This is a genomic window from Lactobacillus rizhaonensis, from assembly GCF_036246345.1.
In the GTDB taxonomy this organism is placed as follows: Bacteria; Bacillota; Bacilli; order Lactobacillales; family Lactobacillaceae; genus Lactobacillus; species Lactobacillus rizhaonensis.
The window spans coordinates 1-20,959 of the sequence record NZ_BTTV01000009.1; the positions used below are offsets into that span (position 1 = coordinate 1).

Annotated in this window: 15 protein-coding genes; 7 read left to right on the forward strand and 8 right to left on the reverse strand. The window is 39.0% G+C overall.

Annotated features, from left to right (window positions below):
• The 4 genes from AAA915_RS08930 to AAA915_RS08945 form a co-directional block, all read right to left on the reverse strand.
• A partial coding sequence (locus tag AAA915_RS08930) for a MucBP domain-containing protein (RefSeq protein ID WP_338201802.1) occupies positions 1 to 4,177 on the reverse strand: 4,177 nt, incomplete at its 3' end.
• 467 nt (positions 4,178 to 4,644) lie between these two features.
• A complete protein-coding gene (locus AAA915_RS08935) occupies positions 4,645 to 4,896 on the reverse strand; it encodes a hypothetical protein (protein WP_046324090.1) in 252 nt (83 codons plus the stop codon).
• Between the two features lie 195 nt (positions 4,897 to 5,091).
• The gene (locus AAA915_RS08940; RefSeq protein WP_338201800.1) at positions 5,092 to 7,932 is read right to left on the reverse strand and encodes a DEAD/DEAH box helicase; all 2,841 of its coding nucleotides are present in this window, start codon (positions 7,930 to 7,932) and stop codon (positions 5,092 to 5,094) included.
• A gap of 117 nt (positions 7,933 to 8,049) precedes the next feature.
• Positions 8,050 to 8,877 carry an exodeoxyribonuclease III gene (locus AAA915_RS08945; protein ID WP_338201798.1) on the reverse strand — a complete coding sequence of 276 codons (828 nt, stop codon included), beginning with the start codon at positions 8,875 to 8,877 and terminating at the stop codon, positions 8,050 to 8,052.
• A 325-nt stretch (positions 8,878 to 9,202) separates the two neighbouring features.
• Here AAA915_RS08945 and AAA915_RS08950 point away from each other — a divergent pair, with 325 nt between their 5' ends.
• Positions 9,203 to 10,213 carry a D-2-hydroxyacid dehydrogenase gene (locus tag AAA915_RS08950; protein WP_338201796.1) on the forward strand — a complete coding sequence of 337 codons (1,011 nt, stop codon included), beginning with the start codon at positions 9,203 to 9,205 and terminating at the stop codon, positions 10,211 to 10,213.
• Between the two features lie 101 nt (positions 10,214 to 10,314).
• Here the strand turns inward: AAA915_RS08950 and proC are convergent, their stop codons facing one another.
• From proC to AAA915_RS08965, 3 genes are all read right to left on the reverse strand, one after another.
• Entirely contained in the window at positions 10,315 to 11,082 is a 768-nt protein-coding gene (gene proC, locus AAA915_RS08955) for a pyrroline-5-carboxylate reductase (RefSeq protein WP_338201794.1), read from the reverse strand.
• A gap of 14 nt (positions 11,083 to 11,096) precedes the next feature.
• Positions 11,097 to 11,960 carry an aldo/keto reductase gene (locus tag AAA915_RS08960; protein WP_338201792.1) on the reverse strand — a complete coding sequence of 288 codons (864 nt, stop codon included), beginning with the start codon at positions 11,958 to 11,960 and terminating at the stop codon, positions 11,097 to 11,099.
• 74 nt (positions 11,961 to 12,034) lie between these two features.
• On the reverse strand, positions 12,035 to 12,745 hold the full coding sequence (locus AAA915_RS08965; protein WP_338201790.1) for a YjjG family noncanonical pyrimidine nucleotidase: 711 nt from the start codon (positions 12,743 to 12,745) through the stop codon (positions 12,035 to 12,037).
• Between the two features lie 637 nt (positions 12,746 to 13,382).
• Here AAA915_RS08965 and nrdJ point away from each other — a divergent pair.
• The 5 genes from nrdJ (at position 13,383) to AAA915_RS08990 (ending at position 17,560) form a co-directional block, all read left to right on the forward strand.
• Complete coding sequence (nrdJ, locus tag AAA915_RS08970) at positions 13,383 to 15,617, forward strand: ribonucleoside-triphosphate reductase, adenosylcobalamin-dependent (protein ID WP_338201788.1); 2,235 nt, start codon at positions 13,383 to 13,385, stop codon at positions 15,615 to 15,617.
• A gap of 23 nt (positions 15,618 to 15,640) precedes the next feature.
• Positions 15,641 to 16,024, forward strand: a complete 384-nt coding sequence (locus AAA915_RS08975; RefSeq protein ID WP_294603855.1) for a DUF4430 domain-containing protein — start codon at positions 15,641 to 15,643, stop codon at positions 16,022 to 16,024.
• Between the two features lie 79 nt (positions 16,025 to 16,103).
• On the forward strand, positions 16,104 to 16,496 hold the full coding sequence (locus tag AAA915_RS08980) for a DUF4430 domain-containing protein (RefSeq protein WP_294835859.1): 393 nt from the start codon (positions 16,104 to 16,106) through the stop codon (positions 16,494 to 16,496).
• Between the two features lie 6 nt (positions 16,497 to 16,502).
• Positions 16,503 to 17,021 carry an ECF transporter S component gene (locus AAA915_RS08985; protein ID WP_174794507.1) on the forward strand — a complete coding sequence of 173 codons (519 nt, stop codon included), beginning with the start codon at positions 16,503 to 16,505 and terminating at the stop codon, positions 17,019 to 17,021.
• The gene (locus AAA915_RS08990) at positions 17,018 to 17,560 is read left to right on the forward strand and encodes a cob(I)yrinic acid a,c-diamide adenosyltransferase (protein ID WP_338201782.1); all 543 of its coding nucleotides are present in this window, start codon (positions 17,018 to 17,020) and stop codon (positions 17,558 to 17,560) included. Before AAA915_RS08985 ends, AAA915_RS08990 begins: the two co-directional genes overlap by 4 nt.
• Positions 17,561 to 17,636: 76 nt before the next feature.
• Here AAA915_RS08990 and AAA915_RS08995 read toward each other — a convergent pair whose 3' ends face one another.
• On the reverse strand, positions 17,637 to 18,500 hold the full coding sequence (locus AAA915_RS08995) for an NAD(P)-dependent oxidoreductase (RefSeq protein ID WP_294603863.1): 864 nt from the start codon (positions 18,498 to 18,500) through the stop codon (positions 17,637 to 17,639).
• 699 nt (positions 18,501 to 19,199) lie between these two features.
• Between AAA915_RS08995 and AAA915_RS09000 the strand changes: the two genes are divergently transcribed.
• Positions 19,200 to 20,945 carry a 1-deoxy-D-xylulose-5-phosphate synthase gene (locus tag AAA915_RS09000; protein WP_338201780.1) on the forward strand — a complete coding sequence of 582 codons (1,746 nt, stop codon included), beginning with the start codon at positions 19,200 to 19,202 and terminating at the stop codon, positions 20,943 to 20,945.
• Positions 20,946 to 20,959: the final 14 nt, after the last annotated feature.

Below are 20,959 nucleotides of genomic sequence, written 5' to 3' on the forward strand. Positions count from 1 at the left end.
CCACAATTGGTTGCCAACCAGCAGTACCGCCAGGGTTAACCGAGGCATTTTTAGTGTAAACATAGGTGACTTCCGTTTCCGTGCCAGAGAATTTGCCAGTTGGCTTAGTCTTCAAAGTATAACCCGGAATGGCATTAACAGCACTGTCTGGATAAGGGTCGCCAATAGCACCTGTTAGTTGTTCATCGGTTACACCGGCAATTGGCTTACCATCTTGGTCAACATAATGAGCTACGACCGTGACTAATTTAGCGTAAACATAGGTGACTTCCGTTTCCGTGCTGGAGAATTTGCCTGTCGGTTTAGTCTTCAAAGTATAACCCGGGATATCTTTAACAGCACTGTCCGGATAGGGGTCACCAATCTTGCCACTTAGAGTTTCATCATCGGCAATCGGCTTGCCATCCTGGTCAACATAGTGCGCCAGCACCTTAACCTGGTTAGTGTAAACATAAGTGACTTCCGTTTCGGTACCAGAGAACTTGCCAGCCGGTTTTGTTTGGATTACATAGCCGGCAATTTCCTTTGCAGGATAATCATCGCCTATCTTGCCGCTTATTGTTTCATCACCAGCAATTGGCTTGCCGTCTTGGTCAACGTAGTGCGCCAGCACCTTAACCTGATTAGTGTAAACATAGGTGACTTCGGTTACTGTCGCTGAAAACTTGCCACTTGGCTTTGTTTGGATTACATAACCTTCAAGCGTTTTATCCGGATAATCATCACCAATCTTGCCAGTTAAAGTGTCATCAGCGGCAATTGGTTTGCCGTCCTGATCAAAGTAATGGGCCAGCACCTTGATCTGATTGGTGTAAACATAAGTGACTTCCGTTTCAGTACCAGAGAATTTGCCACTTGGCTTTGTTTGAATTACGTAGCCGGCAATTTCTTTTACGGGATAGTCATCACCAATCTTGCCAGTTAAAGTGTCATCACCAGCAATTGGCTTGCCGTTCTGGTCAACGTAATGCGCCAGCACCTTGACTTGGTTGGTGTAAACATAGGTTACTTCGGTTTCCGTGCCAGAGAACTTGCCAGCCGGTTTTGTTTGAATCACGTAGCCGGCAATTTCTTTTGCGGGATAGTCATCACCAATCTTGCCGCTTATTGTTTCATCACCAGCAATCGGCTTGCCGTCCTGATCGACGTAATGCGCCAGCACCTTGATTTGATTGGTGTAAACATAAGTTACCTCTGTTTCGGTACCAGAAAATTTACCAGTCGGTTTTGTTTGAATTACGTAGCCGGCAATCGTTTTATCTGGATAGTCATTACCTATCTTGCCAGTTAAAGTTTCATCTTCGGCAACTGGCTTGCCATCTTGGTCAACGTAATGGGCCAACACCTTGACTTGGTTGGTGTAAACATAAGTAATTTCGGTTTCCGTGCCGGAGAATTTGCCACTTGGTTTTGTTTGGATTATATAACCTTCAATCGTTTTATCTGGATAATCATCGCCTATCTTGCCGCTTATTGTTTCATCACCAGCAATTGGCTTGCCGTCCTGGTCAACATAGTGGGCCAGCACTTTGACCTGGTTAGTGTAAACATAGGTGACTTCAGTTTCGGTACTAGAGAATTTACCAGCTGGTTTTGTTTTCAAAGTATAACCTTTGATATCTTTAACAGCACTGTCCGGATAAGGATCACCTATCTTGCCAGTTAAAGTGTCGTCATCGGCAATTGAGTTACCGTCCTGGTCAACGTAGTGGGCCAACACCTTGACTTGGTTGGTGTAAACATAAGTAATTTCGGTTTCCATGCCGGAGAATTTGCCACTTGGTTTTGTTTGGATTATATAACCTTCAATCGTTTTATCTGGATAATCATCGCCTATCTTGCCGCTTATTGTTTCATCACCAGCAATTGGCTTGCCGTCCTGGTCAACATAGTGGGCCAGCACTTTGACCTGGTTAGTGTAAACATAGGTGACTTCAGTTTCGGTACTAGAGAATTTACCAGCTGGTTTTGTTTTCAAAGTATAACCTTTGATATCTTTAACAGCACTGTCCGGATAAGGATCACCTATCTTGCCAGTTAAAGTGTCGTCATCGGCAATTGAGTTACCGTCCTGGTCAACGTAGTGGGCCAGCACCTTAACCTGGTTAGTGTAAACATAAGTTACCTCCGTTTCCGTGCCGGAGAATTTGCCACTTGGCTTTGTTTGAATCACGTAGCCGGCAATTTCCTTTGCGGGATAGTCATCACCAATCTTGCCATTCAAAGTTTCATCTTCGGCAACCGGCTTGCCATCCTGGTCAACGTAATGCGCCAGCACCTTAACCTGGTTAGTGTAAACATAGGTAACTTCCGTTTCAGTACCAGAAAACTTGCCAGCTGGCTTTGTTTGAATTACATAACCGGCAATTTCCTTTGCGGGATAGTCATCGCCTATCTTGCCGCTTATTGTTTCATCACCAGCAATTGGTTTACCATCTTGGTCAACATAGTGCGCCAGCACTTTAACCTGGTTAGTGTAAACATAAGTTACCTCTGTTTCCGTGCCAGAAAACTTGCCGCTTGGCTTTGTTTGAATCACGTAGCCGGCAATTTCCTTTGCGGGATAGTCATCACCAATCTTGCCATTCAAAGTTTCATCTTCGGCAACCGGCTTGCCATCCTGGTCAACGTAATGCGCCAGCACCTTAACCTGATTGGTGTAAACATAGGTAACTTCGGTTTCGGTACCAGAGAATTTACCGCTCGGTTTGGACTTCAAAATATAACCTTTAATATCTTTAACAACATTATCTGGATAAGGCTGACCGATGATGCCGCTTATCGTCTGGTCAGGCGCACCCGCAATTGGCTTGCCGTCTTGATCAACGTAATGGACCAGCACCTTGACCTGGTTAGTGTAAACATAGGTGACTTCCTGGGCCTTATCTGTATAAGTTCCTTTAGCATTTGCAGGAGTGGCTTTTACCACATAACCAGCAATATCTTGGGGTTCGCTGCTATAGGAGTCACCGATTCTTCCATTTAAAATTTTGTCTTCTGCCAGTTTTTTCCCAGCTTCATCGAGGTAGTGGACTGTAACTGCACCGCCTAACCTGACATACGTATCTTGGTCGCTGCTCCCGGAATAGTTACTCATTAATTGACTAGAAGTCCAGCTCTTATTTCCCTGGGGTTTATCTACTGTGCCATTGCCTACATTCAACCACGTGCCGGATGCATCAAGATCAGTTCCCTGTAAATAGTTCTTAGGACCCAGAACTAAAGTAGACAAATTAGGTAGACTTTTTAACATTCCACTTTTACTAGTCACCTGCGCCATCTCGAAACTACTGATACTTAGAGTTTTTAAGTTTGTACAATTCTGAAACATACCATTCATATTAGTAACTTTAGCAGTATCAAAATTGCTTAAGTCTAAACTGGATAATTTGGAACAATAAGTAAACATATAATATATAGTAGTAACTTTAGCAGTATTAAAATTGCGCAAGTCTAGACTGGTTAAACTATAACATTTATAAAACATCCATGACATATCAGTAACATTAGAGGTATTAAAACTGCTTAAATCTAAAGAACTTAAATTTTGACAGCCAAAAAACATATCTTCCATACTAGTCACTTCAGAAGTATCAACTTGATTTAAGCCCTCAATTTCAGTTAAGTTTTCAAAAAAAGCGAACATATAACTAGCGGTACCAACAAGCTTCAATGGCCCTGTAATCTTGATTTTTTTAATATATTTATAATTATATAAAAGTTGATAAAGGTGTCGAGGATCTTTAATTGTACCGCCTGGTATAGTTACTATACCAGTAGCAGTATCAACAGTTACATTAAGTCCGTTCCAGGAAACTGTCAAAACAGAACGCGGGGCAATTCCTTTAGCTTCTTCGCCCGCAGCTGGCGGTTCATTAGCGTCTTGAGCCTCACTGCTAGGAGATGTTGAGGGCTGCGCTACATTGCTAGCTGCAGCTTCAGAAGTAGTACTTGCTTGATTATTATTAGCAGCAGCACTATCAGTTGAAGCTGCTGTCTGATTATTATTGCTAGCTGGTAAGGAGCTGCTTTGAGCCACTTGCTTTTTAGCAGAGGCATCAACTAAAGTATCAGCTTTAGCCATGTCAGGAGACATAATAATTAAGCCTAAAGTAGCAGCCGCTACACTAGTAAGTATTAATTTGCCCCGATGGCGGCAGTTGGATTTAGAGTTCATTGTCAAACCATAATTAAACCTTTCACAAATTAAAGAAATAAAACATAAGGATAAAGTAATAATACCATTTTAAGAGTAAAAAAACCGTATATTGCTAGAAATATTTTAAAAGTAATAACAGTTACGAGCCAATTTTTATTATTCGAATAGGGTTCTCCTACACAGAACAAGAGACTGGTAAGGTCTTTAGTATCAGATTTTAATTCACCATATCCAAATAATTTTGTACTTAAATATAACTATTCGGAATTCATATCAGACTATGACTGGCTTATATGATCCTTGAATAATAAGATAGCAGCTACATTTCACGTTATTAGTGCTTGTGTTAAAAAGATTTACTTATGCAGAAATAATTTAGATATAATAAAAGCCCCGAAATTGAAACAATTTCGGGGCTTTTAATCACAAGGTAATTTATCAACTTTTTACTTTATGTTTAAGTTTTTAATATTTAAAAGTTAAAATTATTTTTCACGTTTCTTTTTGATTTTGTCATACAGATACATCGTATCAGAGATAGCGAAATAGACAAGTGTAATAAAAAATGCAACTGTAGCAATTTTAAGAGCCAAACTAAAATTAGTTAATGCTGTCCACATTAAAAAGACTACATATAGAGCCGCAATTGGTAAAACAACTCGATTAATTCGATGTTCTTGACGCATAGCATGGATAGCTTTATTTTGATCTGCATCTTTAAGGTTACGTTCTGCCATTTTGTTACCTCCTTTTATGGCCTACTTATTTAAATTTTATGCTATTTTAACATAATATTGGTAAAATAGATAATTTTATTAATATTTATTTAATATTTTTTATCTGTGTTATCAAGTAAAAATTCTAGAATGGCGACTCTTGAAACGTTGCAGCTCACACAAAAAGTCTAAGAAGATTAATTCTTAGACTTTTTCTTATTCATCAAATAATAACTCATACATTTTTGTATTCAACGGCTTTTCTAATAATAAATTCATCCCTACCGCTGCTTTTTTCTTCGGCCCTAGCAGTTCTTCTTTGACCGTGTCTTTTTGAATATCTACCTGTCCTAAATAGTAAAACTGCTTGCCAATAGCATCGCTCTTTTTAACAAAAAGCAACAGCTTCATTTGCGGCGTATTAAGCAATCTCTGCACCTCATCTGATTCTAAATGACGTGGCGATCGCGTATACCAGCGCAAACAGCGGCCGTCTTCTAGCGTATTATGGTATAAAGCATTGCGTTTTTTAGCAGAGTCTTTTTGATAAGTGACAAAAATAGGAGTTTCATGCTCGTCCACACGGTAACCATACATTGGTGCAGAAACATCTAAGGGCCAATTGAGCAATCGACAAGCATCTTTACGATCGTATTGCTCGTAAAGCGTGAATTGCTTTTGATTATCATATTTTTGATTCATTGCCAAACCTGTTTTAATCACATCAACAAACAATTTTTTAAAAGTATTATTTTGTTGAAGAGACTGTGTCAACTGAGGAGCTAATGAATAATCTAATAAATCAGCTTTAACTACAAGCGGCTGGCTGCCATATTGTTCTTTTTTGGTTGTCTTGCCCTGCTTAATGTCAAAAAAGCTTAATGAAAGAATGTCTTCTACTGATGTCAGCACTTTCTCATTAACATAAGCACCATAATCATGCAGTTTTTTCTCAAATTCTTCCTGACTAACCTGTTCTTTTTCTAAAAGTAGTTGCAAAAGTAACAGTTCATGTGGCCTTTTGCCATTCAATAATTCTTTAGTAACAAAAGATAAAACCGCACTCTCATAACCATTCAATTTTACAGGCTCACCCATCTTGGCTAGAAAATCGCCATAGTGCCCAAGACTATGATTATTCGCGAAGACCATTGGTGAAGTTGAACCGTACCGATAAAAATCAAATAGCAAGGGCGGACGACCTATCTTTTCAGCTAATTCTTGGTAAGACTGCCGTAATTCTTTAATGCTGTCTAATTTAATCTTATCTAGCGAAGCCAAAATTTTGGCAGAAGCAATTTGGCTAAAGTTAATCGTTGAAACATCAATAAAGCTCGGGAGCACACTTTCTTCACGTGCCTTATCCTGCGAACGACTGTCATCCTGATTCAAAGCGATCGGAATTAAATAGTTATTTTTATAGTTACCAATAAAGTCAATGACCGTAACATAATCTTTGCCCGGATATTTACGCAAACCGCGACCCAGTTGCTGGATAAAAACAATACTGGACTGCGTATTACGCAACATAATTATCTGATTTAAAGCCGGAATATCAATGCCCTCATTAAAGAGATCAACGGTAATGATGTAATCAATTTTACCTTGTTCCAGCTGCCTGACCACTTGTAGTCTTCTTTTTTCACTATCTTCATTAGTTAAGGCTACTGCCGGATGCTTGCGCTCTGAAAAAGCCTGTGCTAATTCGCGCGCTTCTTCTTGGCGGCTGCAAAAAACCAGACCTTTAGCTTGAGAGCCACAGTAGCCGTAATAATCCAGCTGCTTTAAGACATAGTCAACACGCTCTGGCGCCAGCAGTCTGCGTAAGTTGGCAGTCTCATCAATGCTTGCACCATCAACTTCATAGTCTGCAACTCCCACATAATGAAAAGGAGTCAGCATTTTTTCTTCCAACGCTTCTCGCAAGCGGATTTCATAAGCTAGATTATAATCAAACAATCTATAGACATCCTGATCGTCCATTCTTTCTGGCGTGGCAGTCATCCCCAACCAAAATTGCGGCTTAAACTTGGCAAAAATTCTCTGGTAACTTGGTGCAGCTGCTCTATGAGCCTCATCAATCAGAATATAGTCAAAGGCTGTTGCACCTAGGCTGGCAAGGATATCCGGCTGACTTAAAGTCTGCACGGTGGCAAAAACATATTTGCGTTCAAGTTGGTGCTTATGTCCGGTTAACAAGCCATAATCAGTTGGATTGCCGCCAATTACCTGGTAAAAACTTTTTAAAGCTTTTTTGGCAATTTGCTCACGATGAACTACATAAAGAAACTTATGCGGTTTAAAATCTTTAACCGCAAAAGCTCCTAAATACGTTTTACCTGTTCCAGTTGCTGAAACTACCAGGCCACGTCTTTGACCATCTGCAACTAGTCCTTTTAGTTCATGCAGAGCTTCTTCTTGCATCTTATTTGGTACAATTTTAGCTGCTTCATTAACATGAACCTGTGATTGCGGTTGTGGCTTTACCCAATTTTGTTCATATTCTCTTATCCAGCTTTCGGATAATGGCGTGCTCGTCTTTTTTAATTCATGCAGCTGTTTAGCAATTTGTGTTGTCAGTGTCGCATTATTCTTGGAACTAATTTTCAAAGCCCATTCATAATTACTTAAAAGTGCCGCACGGGTAAAATTAGCACTGCCAATAACCAAAGTTTGCCAATCATCATGGTCAAAGAGATAACCTTTAGCATGAAAACCTGCTTGCGGCGTAATTTTTACCGTTAAGTTGCTAATCTTCATTAATTCACGGAAAACTTTGGGATTGTTAAATCCTAAATAGTCGCCTGTAATTAGCGTACCCGTAACGTTTCTTTTAGCCAAATCGGCCATGACTACTTTAAAGGGGACAAGCATATCCTGAGTGACAAAAGCCACTGCCCAAGTAAAAGTGTTGCAGCTGAGCAACTCTTGCCGCAAAGTCAACCAAATGTTCTCCTGTTTATTATTTTGCAGGAGCTTTGGTCCTAATACTTCATGTCCAGGATAACTGGGATCATACAAACCGTTAAGAATAGCATCTTGCAGAGGCTCATTCATTCACATCACCTCAAAATTATTTTACACAAAAGAAAAAGAAACCCAACCTGATATGACCCCCAATTTGCCCTAATTTTAGGGATCACTTCAATCCTTTGGATCTCTTTTGATAGCTATTTATAAGTCTATTTCCAGTAAAATTGGGCAATGATCAGCGCGCTCTCCCGTATCCATCATTTCAGAACGCTTGACCTTGTCAGCAACTCTATTGCTTGTCAGCCAGTAATCAATTCTCCAGCCTGAGTTGTTGGCTTTAGCAGTTCTTACCCTTTGAGCCCACCAAGAATAGACTCCTTCAACGTTACCGTGAAGTTTTCTAAAAGTATCTGTAAAACCGGCTTTAAGCATTTTGGTAAAATCTGCCCGTTCTTCATCAGTAAAGCCGGCAGAATGATGATTAGTATCAGGATGCTTCAGGTCGATTTCATGGTGCGCACAATTATAATCACCACTAGCCAAGACCGGCTTTTCTTGATCTAATTGCTGCAAATATGCGATGTATTTTTCATCCCACACTTGCCGGTCATCTAGGCGCTTAAGTCCATTACCAGAATTTGGAGTATAAACTTGCGTCACAAAATATGTAGGAAACTCCAAAGTAATAATTCTGCCTTCGTGATCCATTGGCTCCGGCGCTCCAATAATAGGATAAGTTACTTTAGGATTAAGTTCTTTTTTATATAAAAACATCGTCCCGGCATAACCTTTACGAGCTGGTTCTTCTGAGGAACGCCAGACTATATCATATTCAGGGAATTCCTTAGTTAATATTTCCAAATGTTTTTTAGTAGGGCCCGTGGAGCGTAATTTTGTTTCTTGAATGGCAACAATATCTGCATTTTGGTCATGTATTTTTTCTAAAACCTTACGTGTCTCCACTGCACGTGAGGAAGTTCCGGTCAAAGCAGCATTTAATGAGTCGATATTCCACGAAATTAAGATCATATTCTTCTCCTTATTATTCATTTCTTTCATTATATAGTTTTTTCACGGGGACTCAAAATTTCAATAATTTTACCAGTACTATTTTGACATAAATTTTTATATGATTTGCTCAAAAATGCTGTTATTTTTTTCACGACCTCAGCAAAAAAATTGGTAATTTTTTTAATATTGCTTAATCCCTTGATACACAATATTGTAAGCGATTACTACTGCGACGCGGTTTTTGCAAAAATTGATTTTTCACAATTTTATATTTTTAAATCATTTTAAGCAAGTGTATAATAGCACAAGAGATAACAATAATAATCTTTGGAGGTTAGATTTTATGACTAAAATTTATGCTTATGCCATTCGTAAAGACGAGGAACCGTATGTTCATGAATGGAAGGAAGCTCACAAGGATGTTGATGTTGATTACACTGATCAACTTCTTACCCCTGAAACAGCTGAATTAGCTAAGGGTGCTGATGGTGTCGTAACTTACCAGCAACTTGATTATAAAGCTGATACAATTGAAGCTTTGGATAAATTAGGTATTCATAACTGGTCAATCCGTAACGTTGGTATTGACAACATCGACCTAAAGAAAGCTAAAGAATTAGGCTTTAAGATCACTAATGTTCCTGTTTATTCACCAGATGCCATTGCTGAACATGCTGCCATTCAGGCTGCCAGAGTTCTACGTCAAGATAAGGCAATGGATGAAAAAATTGCTAAGCATGATCTTCGCTGGGCACCTACAATTGGTCGTGAAGTACGTGACCAAACAGTTGGTGTTGTTGGTACTGGTCATATTGGTCAAGTATTCATGAGAATTATGGAAGGCTTTGGCGCTAAAGTTATTGCTTACGATATTTTCAAGAACCCAGAATTGGAAAAGAAGGGCTACTACGTTGACGACTTAGATGAGCTTTACGCTAAGTCTGACGTTATTTCACTTCACGTTCCTGATACTCCAGAAAATGTTCACATGATTAACGATGATTCAATCAAAAAGATGAAGGACGGCGTTGTGATCGTCAACGTTTCTCGTGGACCATTAGTTGATACAGATGCAGTTGTGCGCGGCCTTGATTCAGGTAAGGTTTTTGGCTTCGTAATGGATACTTACGAAAACGAAGTTGGTATTTTCAACAGTGACTTTAGTGGCAAAGAATTTCCTGACAAGCGTTTAGCTGACTTAATCGCACGGCCAAATGTTTTGGTTACTCCACACACAGCCTTCTACACAACTCACGCTGTACGCAACATGGTTATTAAGGCCTTTGACAACAACTTGAAGTTAATTAAGGGTGAAAAAGCTGATACTCCAGTTGATTTAGATAAAGAGTTTTAATTTCTAAACTTATTTCCCTTCTTAAATACACTTTTAACATTTCAAATAATATAAAAAGACACCAGATAAAATTATATCTGATGTCTTTTTTTAGGCTAAATTTAATTAGCAGAAGCATTTACAGCTTGAATTAATGCGTTTCTAAAGCCCATTTCTTCCAGTTTGGTAACGCCTCTAATAGTAGAGCCACCTGGCGTAGTGACCTCATCTTTTAATTCTTCAGGCAGCTTTTTACTAGCTAATGCCAATTTACTGGTACCCAAAAGCATTTGGTTAACTATTTCGTATGATTCTGCCCGCTTAACGCCATTTTGTACAGCGGCATCACTAAGAGCTGCAACCATCAAATCAACGTAAGCAGGTGTGCATCCGGCTACTGTACCATAGATGCCCAGTAAGTTTTCGGGTACGACATATACTGCTCCCATTTGAGTAAAAATCTTTTTCACAGCAGCAATTATTTCCGGCTTTTCATCTGGCAGAAAACTAATAACAGTAATGCCAGCACCAATTTGAACCGGCGTGTTGGGTACAACCTTGGCAAAGGTAGAGCCTTGCGGAAGATTTTCATTAATCTGAGTAAGGTCACCGCCACCAGTTGACAGAATTATACCTTGATATTTTTGACTTAAATTTTTGATGATTGTTGCAGTAATTGAACCGCCCACTGCAACTATCACTGCTTGGCAGTCCTTAAAGTCATCATAATCATTAATCAAAGTTAAATGCAGCTCAGCTGCAAGCTTTTGCGCCGTGTGATGCTGTCCACCGTTAAAAACATAGATATCATCACTAGGATTTTCAGCATTTAGCAAGCCCTTAATAATTGCGGAGCCAATCTTACCAGCCCCAATAAAGCCAATTTTCATCGCTTATCACCTTTTTAAAAGTCTGTTTGATCTGGATCATTTGCTAACTTACCTGCTCCATGCAGTCCATCAAGTTTAGCCATATCATCTTCAGATATAGTAAAGTCAAAGACTTGTAAATTAGATTCAAGACGCTCGCGGTGAACCGACTTGGGTAATGGAACAAAACCGTGTTGCAACGACCAGCGTAACAGGACTTGTGCTGGACTTTTATCATAGTGTTGGGCTACAGAAACTACCGTCTCGTTGGCAAATAAATCTCCTCTGCCCAGTGGTGAGTAAGCCTCACTCAGAATACCCAGTTCTTTGTTATAAGCTGTTACGTCTTCCTCCATATCACTAGGATTCAAGTAAATTTGATTGACGGCCGGACGAATTTTGGCAGTTTTCAGTAATTCATCCAAATGCTTGCGTCTAAAATTAGAGACTCCAATTGCACGAATTTTTCCTGCTTGCACTGCTTCTTCCATTGCTTGCCAGCTCTCTGCATTTAATTCAGCCCAGTGGTCACGCACAGGAGCCGGGTTAGGCCAATGAATTAGGTACAAATCAAGATAATCCAAGTCTAATTTGGTCAAGCTTTCGTCAATGGCAGCTTTAGTTTTTTGATAGCCGTGGTGGTCATTCCACAACTTAGTGGTCACAAATAAGTCATGTCTGTTAACTCCACTTAGTTTGATTCCCCGACCAATACTTTCTTCGTTACCATATGCGGCTGCAGTATCAATTAGCCGGTAGCCAATGTCCAGTGCATCCTCAACGGTTTTTTGGGCAACTTCACCATCAGGAGTTTGCCAGGTTCCTAGTCCGATAACCGGTATTTTGACGCCATTATTTAGTTCATAAGTATCGTTTAAAGAATGAATTTCGCTAGTCATAATTTTTCACCTCTCCCATCATTATACCGGATTGAACTATACTTCTACAGCAAAAGTACAGCAAAAGATAGCAATTATTGCGGCTGCTTTTGGAAGTCGCTTTTAAGTAAGGCTACAAATTCAGGATAAGTAGTTACTTCATATAACGGATGCAAGTTCATCGTATTTTTCCGTTTTCTATGGTTATACCAAATACTATCAAAGCCATATTTTTCTGCACCCAATATGTCTGACTGCAAGCCGTCACCAAAGAAAACTGTTTGTTCCGGGCCGATTTTAGTATGAGCAAAAAAGTAATCAAAGATACGGGCATCAGGTTTAGAAAATCCTGCTTCTTCTGATGTCACAATCAATGAAAAATAGTTAGCAATTCCGGCTAATTGTAACCGATGTCTCTGCATATATGCTTCGCCATTACTCAAAATAGTCAATGCATAATTTTGCTTTTTGGCATAGCGTAAAGTATCAACTACACCCGGCAGCAGTTTATGTGCTTCGCCAAAATAAGAGCGATATTCGTTCATTACTGCTAAGCCGTCAATTTCAATCCCGAACTTAGCTTTAATAAAATTGGTAAAAGCCATTTTACTCAGCTGCTCATAATCGATCTTGCCTTGCTCAAGCTCACGCCACTGACCTTGATTATATGCATGATAGTCCCGCTGCAGCTCATCGGTTAACGGCCATTGATGCGCTTTAAAAAGACTCTGCAGAGCAAAACTTTCTGTAGCAGCAAAGTCAATTAAGGTATCATCAACATCAAAAATTATTTGTTTATAACGCAAGCATGTTCTTCCTCTCCAACTATTCCTCAGAATATAATGCGTATTCACTAAAAATTAGTGTGGAGATTTATTATAACAATATTTCACAGCTAAAGAACATAATTAACTATTTTTAAATTTTGTTTACATTGCTACTGCGATTTCACAAAATAAGCTATAATATCCTTTAATTTAAGTAAAAGGGGTGATTGAGCATGTTTACACTATTATTGGTTTTATTTCTCATTTGGCTTTTTGTCAAAATGGGTATTGGTGTTTTTAAAATTCTATTTTTCCTTCTGGTCTGTGCTCTGACTTTCTTTTTCTTTGTTCAATTACTGATTCCGGTAGCTATCTTTCTTGGCGTTATTTTTCTCATATTTACCCTAGTTAGACGCTAGTTTATCCCAAAAATTAAACATATATTCAAGCATAATAAGTATTATTTTTAACTTATTATGCTTTTTTTATATCTGCGAATGCTATATGATTTTTTATTAACCTCGATAACTTACTCGCACATCACTTTATGACTTTTTCTTGTGTCTCAAAGCAAATCTTTATCTCGCAAGCACAAGATATTGTGGTATAGTTCTACTTGTAGCCATAGATGATGTGTCTGTGGAACAATAATCAATTTTAAGGAGTGACTTTGAATATGAAAAATACGAGCATAACGTTGGATCAGGGTTACATTGATCAAGTGAAACAAAATGTCACCCCCCATTGGGGAGAACTTGGCTGGGTTACTTATAAACGAACCTATGCAAGATGGCTTCCTGAAAAAAATCGTTCCGAAAATTGGGACGAAACGGTTAAACGCGTAATTGAGGGCAACATTAACCTTGATCCTCGACTCAAAGGCACTCCTTCAAAAGAGGTAGTCGCTGAACTAACAAACGAAGCCAAGGATTTATTTAAATTAGTTTACGGTTTAGGAGCAACACCTTCTGGACGTAATTTGTGGGTTTCCGGCACTGACTACCAAAAGCGCAATGGTGACTCATTAAACAATTGCTGGTTTATTGCTATTCGGCCGCAAAAATACGGTGATAGCCATATAGTTCCCGACTATTTAGGCCAGACACAAGAAGCAGTTTCAATGCCATTTTCATTTCTTTTTGACGAATCAATGAAAGGTGGCGGTGTTGGCTTTTCTGTTGTGCAAGACAATATTAAAAAGATTCCTGCAGTTGATAATAAAGTTGATTTAACGGTTGTAATTGACAAACAGAGCGCTTCTTACGCCGATTCAATTAAACTTGGTGCAACGGATAAAGATGAGTGGGCCAAGCAGAGCAAGGACAAATCAGATTACGTTTATTACAACTTGCCTGATACCCGTGAAGGTTGGGTTTTAGCTAATGCTCGTTTAATTGATATGCACTTCAGTCAAACTAATCCCGAGAATAAGACCAAGCTTGTACTTGACATCAGTAGAATTCGTCCTTATGGAGCTAAAATTCACGGCTTTGGTGGTACAGCTTCTGGTCCTATGCCATTAGTGGAAATGTTTTTCGATATTAACAACATTATTAACAACCGGGCTGATAGCAACTTAACTTCTGTTGATTGTACAGATATCTGCAACCTGATTGGTAAAACAGTCGTTGCTGGTAACGTAAGAAGATCAGCGGAACTAGCTTTAGGTACAAGCACCGACCAAGACTTTATCACTATGAAACAAGATAAAGATAAACTTTACCACCACCGCTGGGCCTCAAACAACAGTGTGGCCATTGATTCTAACTTTGATGAATATGAGCCAATTGCTGACGGTATTAGAGAAAATGGTGAGCCGGGAATAGTTAACCTGGATTTATCTCGCAATTATGGCCGAATCATTGACGGCTATCAAAAAGATATTGATGGTGATGTTGAAGGTACCAACCCTTGTGGAGAGATTTCCTTAGGTAATGGTGAACCATGCAACCTATTTGAAGTATTCCCGTATATTGCCGAGCAAGAAAACTGGGATTTAAAAGATGTTTTCAGATTGGCAACTCGCTTTGCTAAACGAGTAACCTTTAGTGACTATGACTGGGAAATATCCCGCAACATCATTTCCAAGAACAGGAGAATTGGTGTTTCAATGTCAGGTATTCAAGACTGGCTCTTAAATGATTTAGGTCACCGCGTTGTTACCGGCTTTGAAGACAGCGTTGATGAAGAAACCGGAGAAAAAATCAAGAAGCCAATTTACGATCCTCAAGGAATTAAAATGGTCACTTCCGCTTACCAAGCCGTCGTTGATGCTGATAAAGAATACAGCAAGACCTTAAGCTGCAACGAGTCGATTAAACACACTACTGTTAAACCTTCAGGTACTGTGGCCAAATTAGCGGGAGCTTCTGAAGGGATGCATTTCCACTACGCCGGCTACCTCATTCAACGGATTCGGTTCCAAGCTTCTGACCCACTGCTTAAAGCGCTCGATGCCTGTGGTTACTACTCAGAACCAGATATTTACTCACCAAACACAACTTGTGTCGAATTCCCATTGCGTGCTGCTCACGCTGACAGCAAGAACTTTGCATCGGCTGGCACGGTTTCAATTGAAGAACAATTTGCAACACAAGCATTCCTGCAAACTTACTGGTCAGATAACGCAGTCAGTTGTACTGTTACCTTCCAAAGCGATGAAGGTGACAAGATTACACCGCTGTTTAAACAATACCGGCACGTAATTAAGTCAACTTCTTTATTGCCATATTATGGCGGTTCACTGAAACAAGCGCCAAAAGAACCCATTGACAAAGAAAAATATGAAGAAAGGAAAGCTGAGATCACCGGTGATGTTGCTCAAGTATTTGCCGAGCAAAATGATGATCAAAAAGATTTGGAGTTAGTCGATCAAACCGACTGTGAATCTGGTGCATGTCCTGTTAAATAAATTAAGTAGGCGAAATCTTAGTCATGAAAAAAAGTAAATTACCAGTAATTGCCAGCGTAGCTGCTATTTTTGCCTTTAGCCTATCCGGCTGTGAGAATAACCAGACAAAGCCAAAATCTAAGACAAATAATATTTCCGTTAGCTATGTTTTAGCTGCTAAAAATGATACTGAAAAAAAGACAGTTAAAGTGCCGCAAAAATCTACTGTAATGACTGGCTTGAAAAAAGCGTGGAAAGTTGATAGTAACAAAGGCTTTATCACAGCAATTGACGGTAAAAAACAAAATGCTAAAAAGAAGATTTACTGGACTTACACTATTAATGGCAAATATGCTACCAAGGGCGCTAACCAGCAAAAAGTCGCAAATAAAGACAAAGTCAAGTTTACTTTAGCCAAAATGAAGTAAAACTATTGGCCGTGCAAGTGACTAAGTACGAACTATTTTAGTGCTTGCACAAAAATATTAATAGATTGGGAGTTTATATATGAAAAAAAGCAAATTATCAGTTTTGACTGGAATAGCCACCATTTTTACCTTTACCTTTGCAGGTTATGAAACAACTCAAAATGTTCAACAGGTTGATGCCAGCAGTAAGATTAAAGTTACTTATACTCTAAAAGTACATAATAAGACTTACAAGAAGAAAACTGTTAAATTGCCTAAGCATTCAACAGTAATGCGCGGCTTGAAAAAGTGCTGGAAAATAAAGAGTGATAGGGGTTTGATTACTTCTATTGCTGGCAAGAGCCAAAATCCAAGTAAAAAAATCTATTGGACCTACAAAATTAACGGCAAATTTGCACAAAAAGGTGCCGCAATACAGAAGCTTGCTAACAAAGATAAAATTAAATTTACTTTAGCAAAAGTTAACTTCTAAATTACTATGGCACGTAATTCAACTAAGAAATTAGCATTACTAGCAATTTTAACAGCCATGTGCGTAGCGCTAAGAATTTTTAAAATAATTCCTGTGCCTAATGTCCAGCCGGTAACCGATATTTTAATGATTGTAACGTTAAATATCGGCTTCGGCTTTGGTTTTGCCTTAGCTCTTTTGACCATGGTCGTCTCCAATATTTACTTAGGTTTTGGCATTTGGACTGTGGCACAAGTTTTAGCCTTTGGCGGCTGCGTTTTAACCGTTGCTTTGCTAGATAAATTCACGCCATTGAAAAAGCATTTTACTCTGCAACTAATTCTTGCCGTTTTTCTCGGCTGGGAATATGGCTGCTTTGTCGACTTTGGTATGTCCATCTTCGGCGGCTTTAACGCGTTCCTAGCCTACTGGGCTGGAAGTTTAGTCTTTGATACCTACCATGCTGTTGGTAATTTGGTATTCTATCCTATTCTCTACAAACCACTGAATATTGCGCTTGATCATTACAAACGGAGGCTTTTATGACGATTAAAATTTATACTAAGGTAGGCGATCAAGGCTTTACCAAACAGGTTACCGGTAAAATGGTTCCTAAATATGACCTGCAAATTGTTGCTGTCGGCGATATTGATGAACTTGATTCTTACTTAGGTGTCGTAATTGCCAATTTGTCTGCCAAATGTCAAGAACTGCATGACCCTATACAAAACTTACAGCGTGACTTATATGAACTCGAAAGCGATATTGTTGTCAAAAGGCACAAAGAGATTACATCTGAAACAGTAACAAAGCTGGAAAAGGAAATCGACGAACTTAATAATAAAATACCCCAAACAACTCATTTCATTTTGCCTGGCGGTTCCATTACAGCAACTCACTTACATTATGCTCGTACAGTTGCCAGGCGCGCTGAACGTTCACTGGTTAAGTTGAATGCTGAAGAGCAAGAGTTAGCTCCTGCTTGTTTAAAGTATATCAACCGCTTATCAGATTATCTTTTTATTCTAGCTCGTTATGCTAACGTTCTGGATGGCGTTCCTGAAGTCAAAAGTAAAATCAAATAAGTTTACTAGCATTTAAAAAAGTGAAGTAGTTTCAACTAAGGACTGCTTCACTTTTTGCTTGTTTTAAATTAGTATTTTACTGCCACCAGAGTTTAATTAAGCCTTGTGTGCCCAAATCGCCTAAGTGCTTTTCATCAACTAGTATCTCATATAACTTCTTAGCTTCTGCAGTAGCCGGCAAGTCAATTTTCATTTCTTTCGCAGTCTCTAAAGCAATACGCAGGTCTTTCAAAAAATGTTTACTGAAAAAGCCTGGAGTATAATCACCCTTTAAGACACGCGGACCGTAATTGCTTAAACTCCAATTAGCAGCGCTCCCAGCACCAACAGTTTTAAGGACGGCTTCAAGGTCAAGCCCTGCTTTTTTAGCATAGACTAGCATTTCCGTCATACCGGTCATCGTGCCTGCAATCATGATCTGGTTAGCCATTTTAGTATTCTGACCCGCGCCAGCTGGTCCAAAATAATGAACTTGCTTTCCGAAATCCTTAAAAACAGGTTCCAAGTTTTGGTATGCGGACTCATCACCACCAACCATAATTGTCAGTGTACCGTTCTTTGCGCCCAGATCACCGCCTGAAACGGGAGCATCGAGGACTTTTGCTCCTTGTTTTTCACCCGCGGCGAAAATCTTTTGCGCTAAAGCAGGCTTGGAAGTTGTCATGTCTACCAAATTTTTACCCTTAACTTCAGCCTGTAAAATACCGTTATCACCAAAATAAACTTGCTCAACATCAGTTGGAAAACCAACAATCGTAAAAATTGTGTCAGTTTGTTCAACTACAGCTTTAGGATTGTCACACCAAGTAGCACCTTTAGCAACTAGATTATCAGTCTTACTCTTTGTCCTGTTATAGACCCACAGCTCGTGGCCAGCTTTTAATAAGTTAAGGCAAATCGCATTACCCATTACGCCAGTTCCAATAAAACCTATTTTCATAATCAACATCTCCCTTATTAAAACGTTTTCTAGGCAATTTAATCATACCACTAACTTATCTTTAATAAGCAGATATTTAGACATTTAGATTTTGATGTTTTCATTAACAAATGGTTCTGCCTGTTCACTATATTCCCAAAATTCCTAATAAAATAAAATTTTTAATGGCCCACTTGCACTTAGATGTGTACTCTAACTTATGCTCAAAATGATAGTTGATCATAGTTTCCAACAATGCTAATACATTTTTTAAAAACAGTTCGGGTCTCGTCTTAACGTTTTTAACAGCTTAGACAAAATAACGTGCTTCATTATAAGCCTGCCGTTCAATGCAGATCATTAAGAGATTGCAAATCATTCCTAATAATTCTTCTTACTGACGCGTCTTTGATACGTCCTTTAACTTTTCAACTACCTATTTTCCTATTAGCAAATTGCTCTTCAAATCATAAATCGGGATTAAATCAATTTCAAACGCACCTAGTAATTATAGTTTAAATGATATCAAGCTCTTTTAATATAAAAATCAGTTTACTATTTGACTTAACCTTAACATTAAGTACTACAATTTTGATAATTATAAAATTTATCCTGCTGAACATTCCAATTTATATAATTGTCAGCTCGCTACCACAATAAAGTATTTTATAATTATAATTAATAAACATTAAATAAATTAGTGCAGGGAGGCACTTTTACATGAACAAACACGAAGACTTCTTATTAAACCAAATTGCCGAACCCCAGGATCTTAAAAAATTAAGCATCCCTGAAATGGAAAAATTAGCCCAGGAAATCAGAACATTAATCTTAGAAAAAGATGCGGCTGAAGGTGGGCATCTTGGTCCCGACTTAGGGATTGTGGAAGCCACAATTGCTTATCATTACGTCTTTAATGCACCCCAAGATAAAATTATATGGGACGTTTCGCACCAAACATATCCCCATAAAATGTTAACGGGGCGTGCACAAGCTTGGCTTGATCCCGACCATTACGAGGATGTCACGCCTTATACTAACCCCGATGAAAGTCCTTATGATTACTATTCAATCGGTCATACTTCAACATCTATTGCTTTAGCAACCGGTATGGCTAAAGCCCGGGACTTAATGGGTAAGCATGAAAATATCATGGCTTTAATTGGTGATGGTTCCATGACTGGCGGACTGGCCTTTGAAGGTTTAAACAATGCCGCAATTGAAAAACACAACTTGGTAGTTGTAGTTAATGATAATCAATGGTCAATTGATGAAAATGTTGGTGGCTTAGTGACTGCTCTGAAAAAATTACGCGATTCAAATGGCCAGGCTGCCGAAAATCCGTTTACAGCTATGGGTTTTGATTACCGCTATGTTGCAGACGGTAATAACCTAACTGATATGATTGCCGCTTTTAAAGCAGTCAAAGACGTTGACCACCCAATTTTATTACACATTAATACGCTTAAGGGCAAGGGTTATGAACCGGCTGTTCTTGATGAAGAAGCACATCACTGGGTATCACCGTTTAATTTACAAAATGATCAGCCACTTGCCGCAGAAAGTCAGAAACCTACTCCTAACTCAGTGGCACTTGATGTGATTAAAGATGAAATTAAAGCAGGAAAAAATGTCATGGCTATCGATGCAGCCATCCCTGGCGTTTTTGACCTGGAAGAATTCAAAAAAGAATATCCCAATAATTACACTGACGTGGGCATTGCTGAACAAGAATCTGTTGCTTTTGCCACAGGGTTTGCTAAAGAAGGTGGCATTCCAGTTCTAATGGAAAATTCTACCTTCTTACAGCGTGCTTTTGACCAGCTTTCTCATGATACAGCTGCCAATGACTTGCCAGTTGTAATGTTAGTAGCGGGCGGACGAATTTCTAACCAATCAAAAACTCATTTGGGCATCTTTGACCAAGTAATGATTTCTAACCTACCTAACTGGATTTATCTGGCTCCTACTACGCTAGAAGAAGAAAAGGCAATGATTAAGTGGGCAATTAATCAAAGAAAACACCCAGTTGCCATTAAAATGCCGGCCAATGTGCCAGATTCAGATGAACAAACTGTAGCAACCGATTACTCAGAAATTAAGTATCAGGTTACTTCAGGTAAAGATGTAGCTATTTTGGCACTAGGTGACTTTTACCAATTAGGAAAAGACGTAGCAAATAAGTTAGGAGCAACCCTAGTTAATCCACTTTCTGCCAATATTTTGAACAAACAAGCACTAGATGAATTAGCAGCCAATCATCGAGTAATTGTTACGCTTGAGGATAATTCGTTAGATGGCGGCTTTGGCCAAAAAGTAGCTTCTTATCTGGGTAAAGAAAAAGTTAAAGTACTCAATTACGGCCAAAAACGGGTTTATACCGATCAAACCCCAATTGCAGAAATTTACCGTCAAAATCATCTAACTACTGACCAAATTGTGGCGGATGTGCAACAGAACTTATAAACGGCAAGAATCAG

What these genes read in the sequence shown, in the direction of transcription:
- nrdJ (WP_338201788.1), top strand. Translation starts at nt 13,383, where the DNA reads ATGAAAAATACGAGCATAACGTTGGATCAGGGTTACATTGATCAAGTG.
- AAA915_RS08940 (WP_338201800.1), bottom strand. Translation starts at nt 7,932, where the DNA reads ATGAATGAGCCTCTGCAAGATGCTATTCTTAACGGTTTGTATGATCCC.
- AAA915_RS08975 (WP_294603855.1), top strand. Translation starts at nt 15,641, where the DNA reads ATGAAAAAAAGTAAATTACCAGTAATTGCCAGCGTAGCTGCTATTTTT.
- AAA915_RS08980 (WP_294835859.1), top strand. Translation starts at nt 16,104, where the DNA reads ATGAAAAAAAGCAAATTATCAGTTTTGACTGGAATAGCCACCATTTTT.
- AAA915_RS08935 (WP_046324090.1), bottom strand. Translation starts at nt 4,896, where the DNA reads ATGGCAGAACGTAACCTTAAAGATGCAGATCAAAATAAAGCTATCCAT.
- AAA915_RS08990 (WP_338201782.1), top strand. Translation starts at nt 17,018, where the DNA reads ATGACGATTAAAATTTATACTAAGGTAGGCGATCAAGGCTTTACCAAA.
- AAA915_RS08945 (WP_338201798.1), bottom strand. Translation starts at nt 8,877, where the DNA reads ATGATCTTAATTTCGTGGAATATCGACTCATTAAATGCTGCTTTGACC.
- AAA915_RS08995 (WP_294603863.1), bottom strand. Translation starts at nt 18,500, where the DNA reads ATGAAAATAGGTTTTATTGGAACTGGCGTAATGGGTAATGCGATTTGC.
- proC (WP_338201794.1), bottom strand. Translation starts at nt 11,082, where the DNA reads ATGAAAATTGGCTTTATTGGGGCTGGTAAGATTGGCTCCGCAATTATT.
- AAA915_RS08985 (WP_174794507.1), top strand. Translation starts at nt 16,503, where the DNA reads ATGGCACGTAATTCAACTAAGAAATTAGCATTACTAGCAATTTTAACA.
- AAA915_RS09000 (WP_338201780.1), top strand. Translation starts at nt 19,200, where the DNA reads ATGAACAAACACGAAGACTTCTTATTAAACCAAATTGCCGAACCCCAG.
- AAA915_RS08950 (WP_338201796.1), top strand. Translation starts at nt 9,203, where the DNA reads ATGACTAAAATTTATGCTTATGCCATTCGTAAAGACGAGGAACCGTAT.
- AAA915_RS08960 (WP_338201792.1), bottom strand. Translation starts at nt 11,960, where the DNA reads ATGACTAGCGAAATTCATTCTTTAAACGATACTTATGAACTAAATAAT.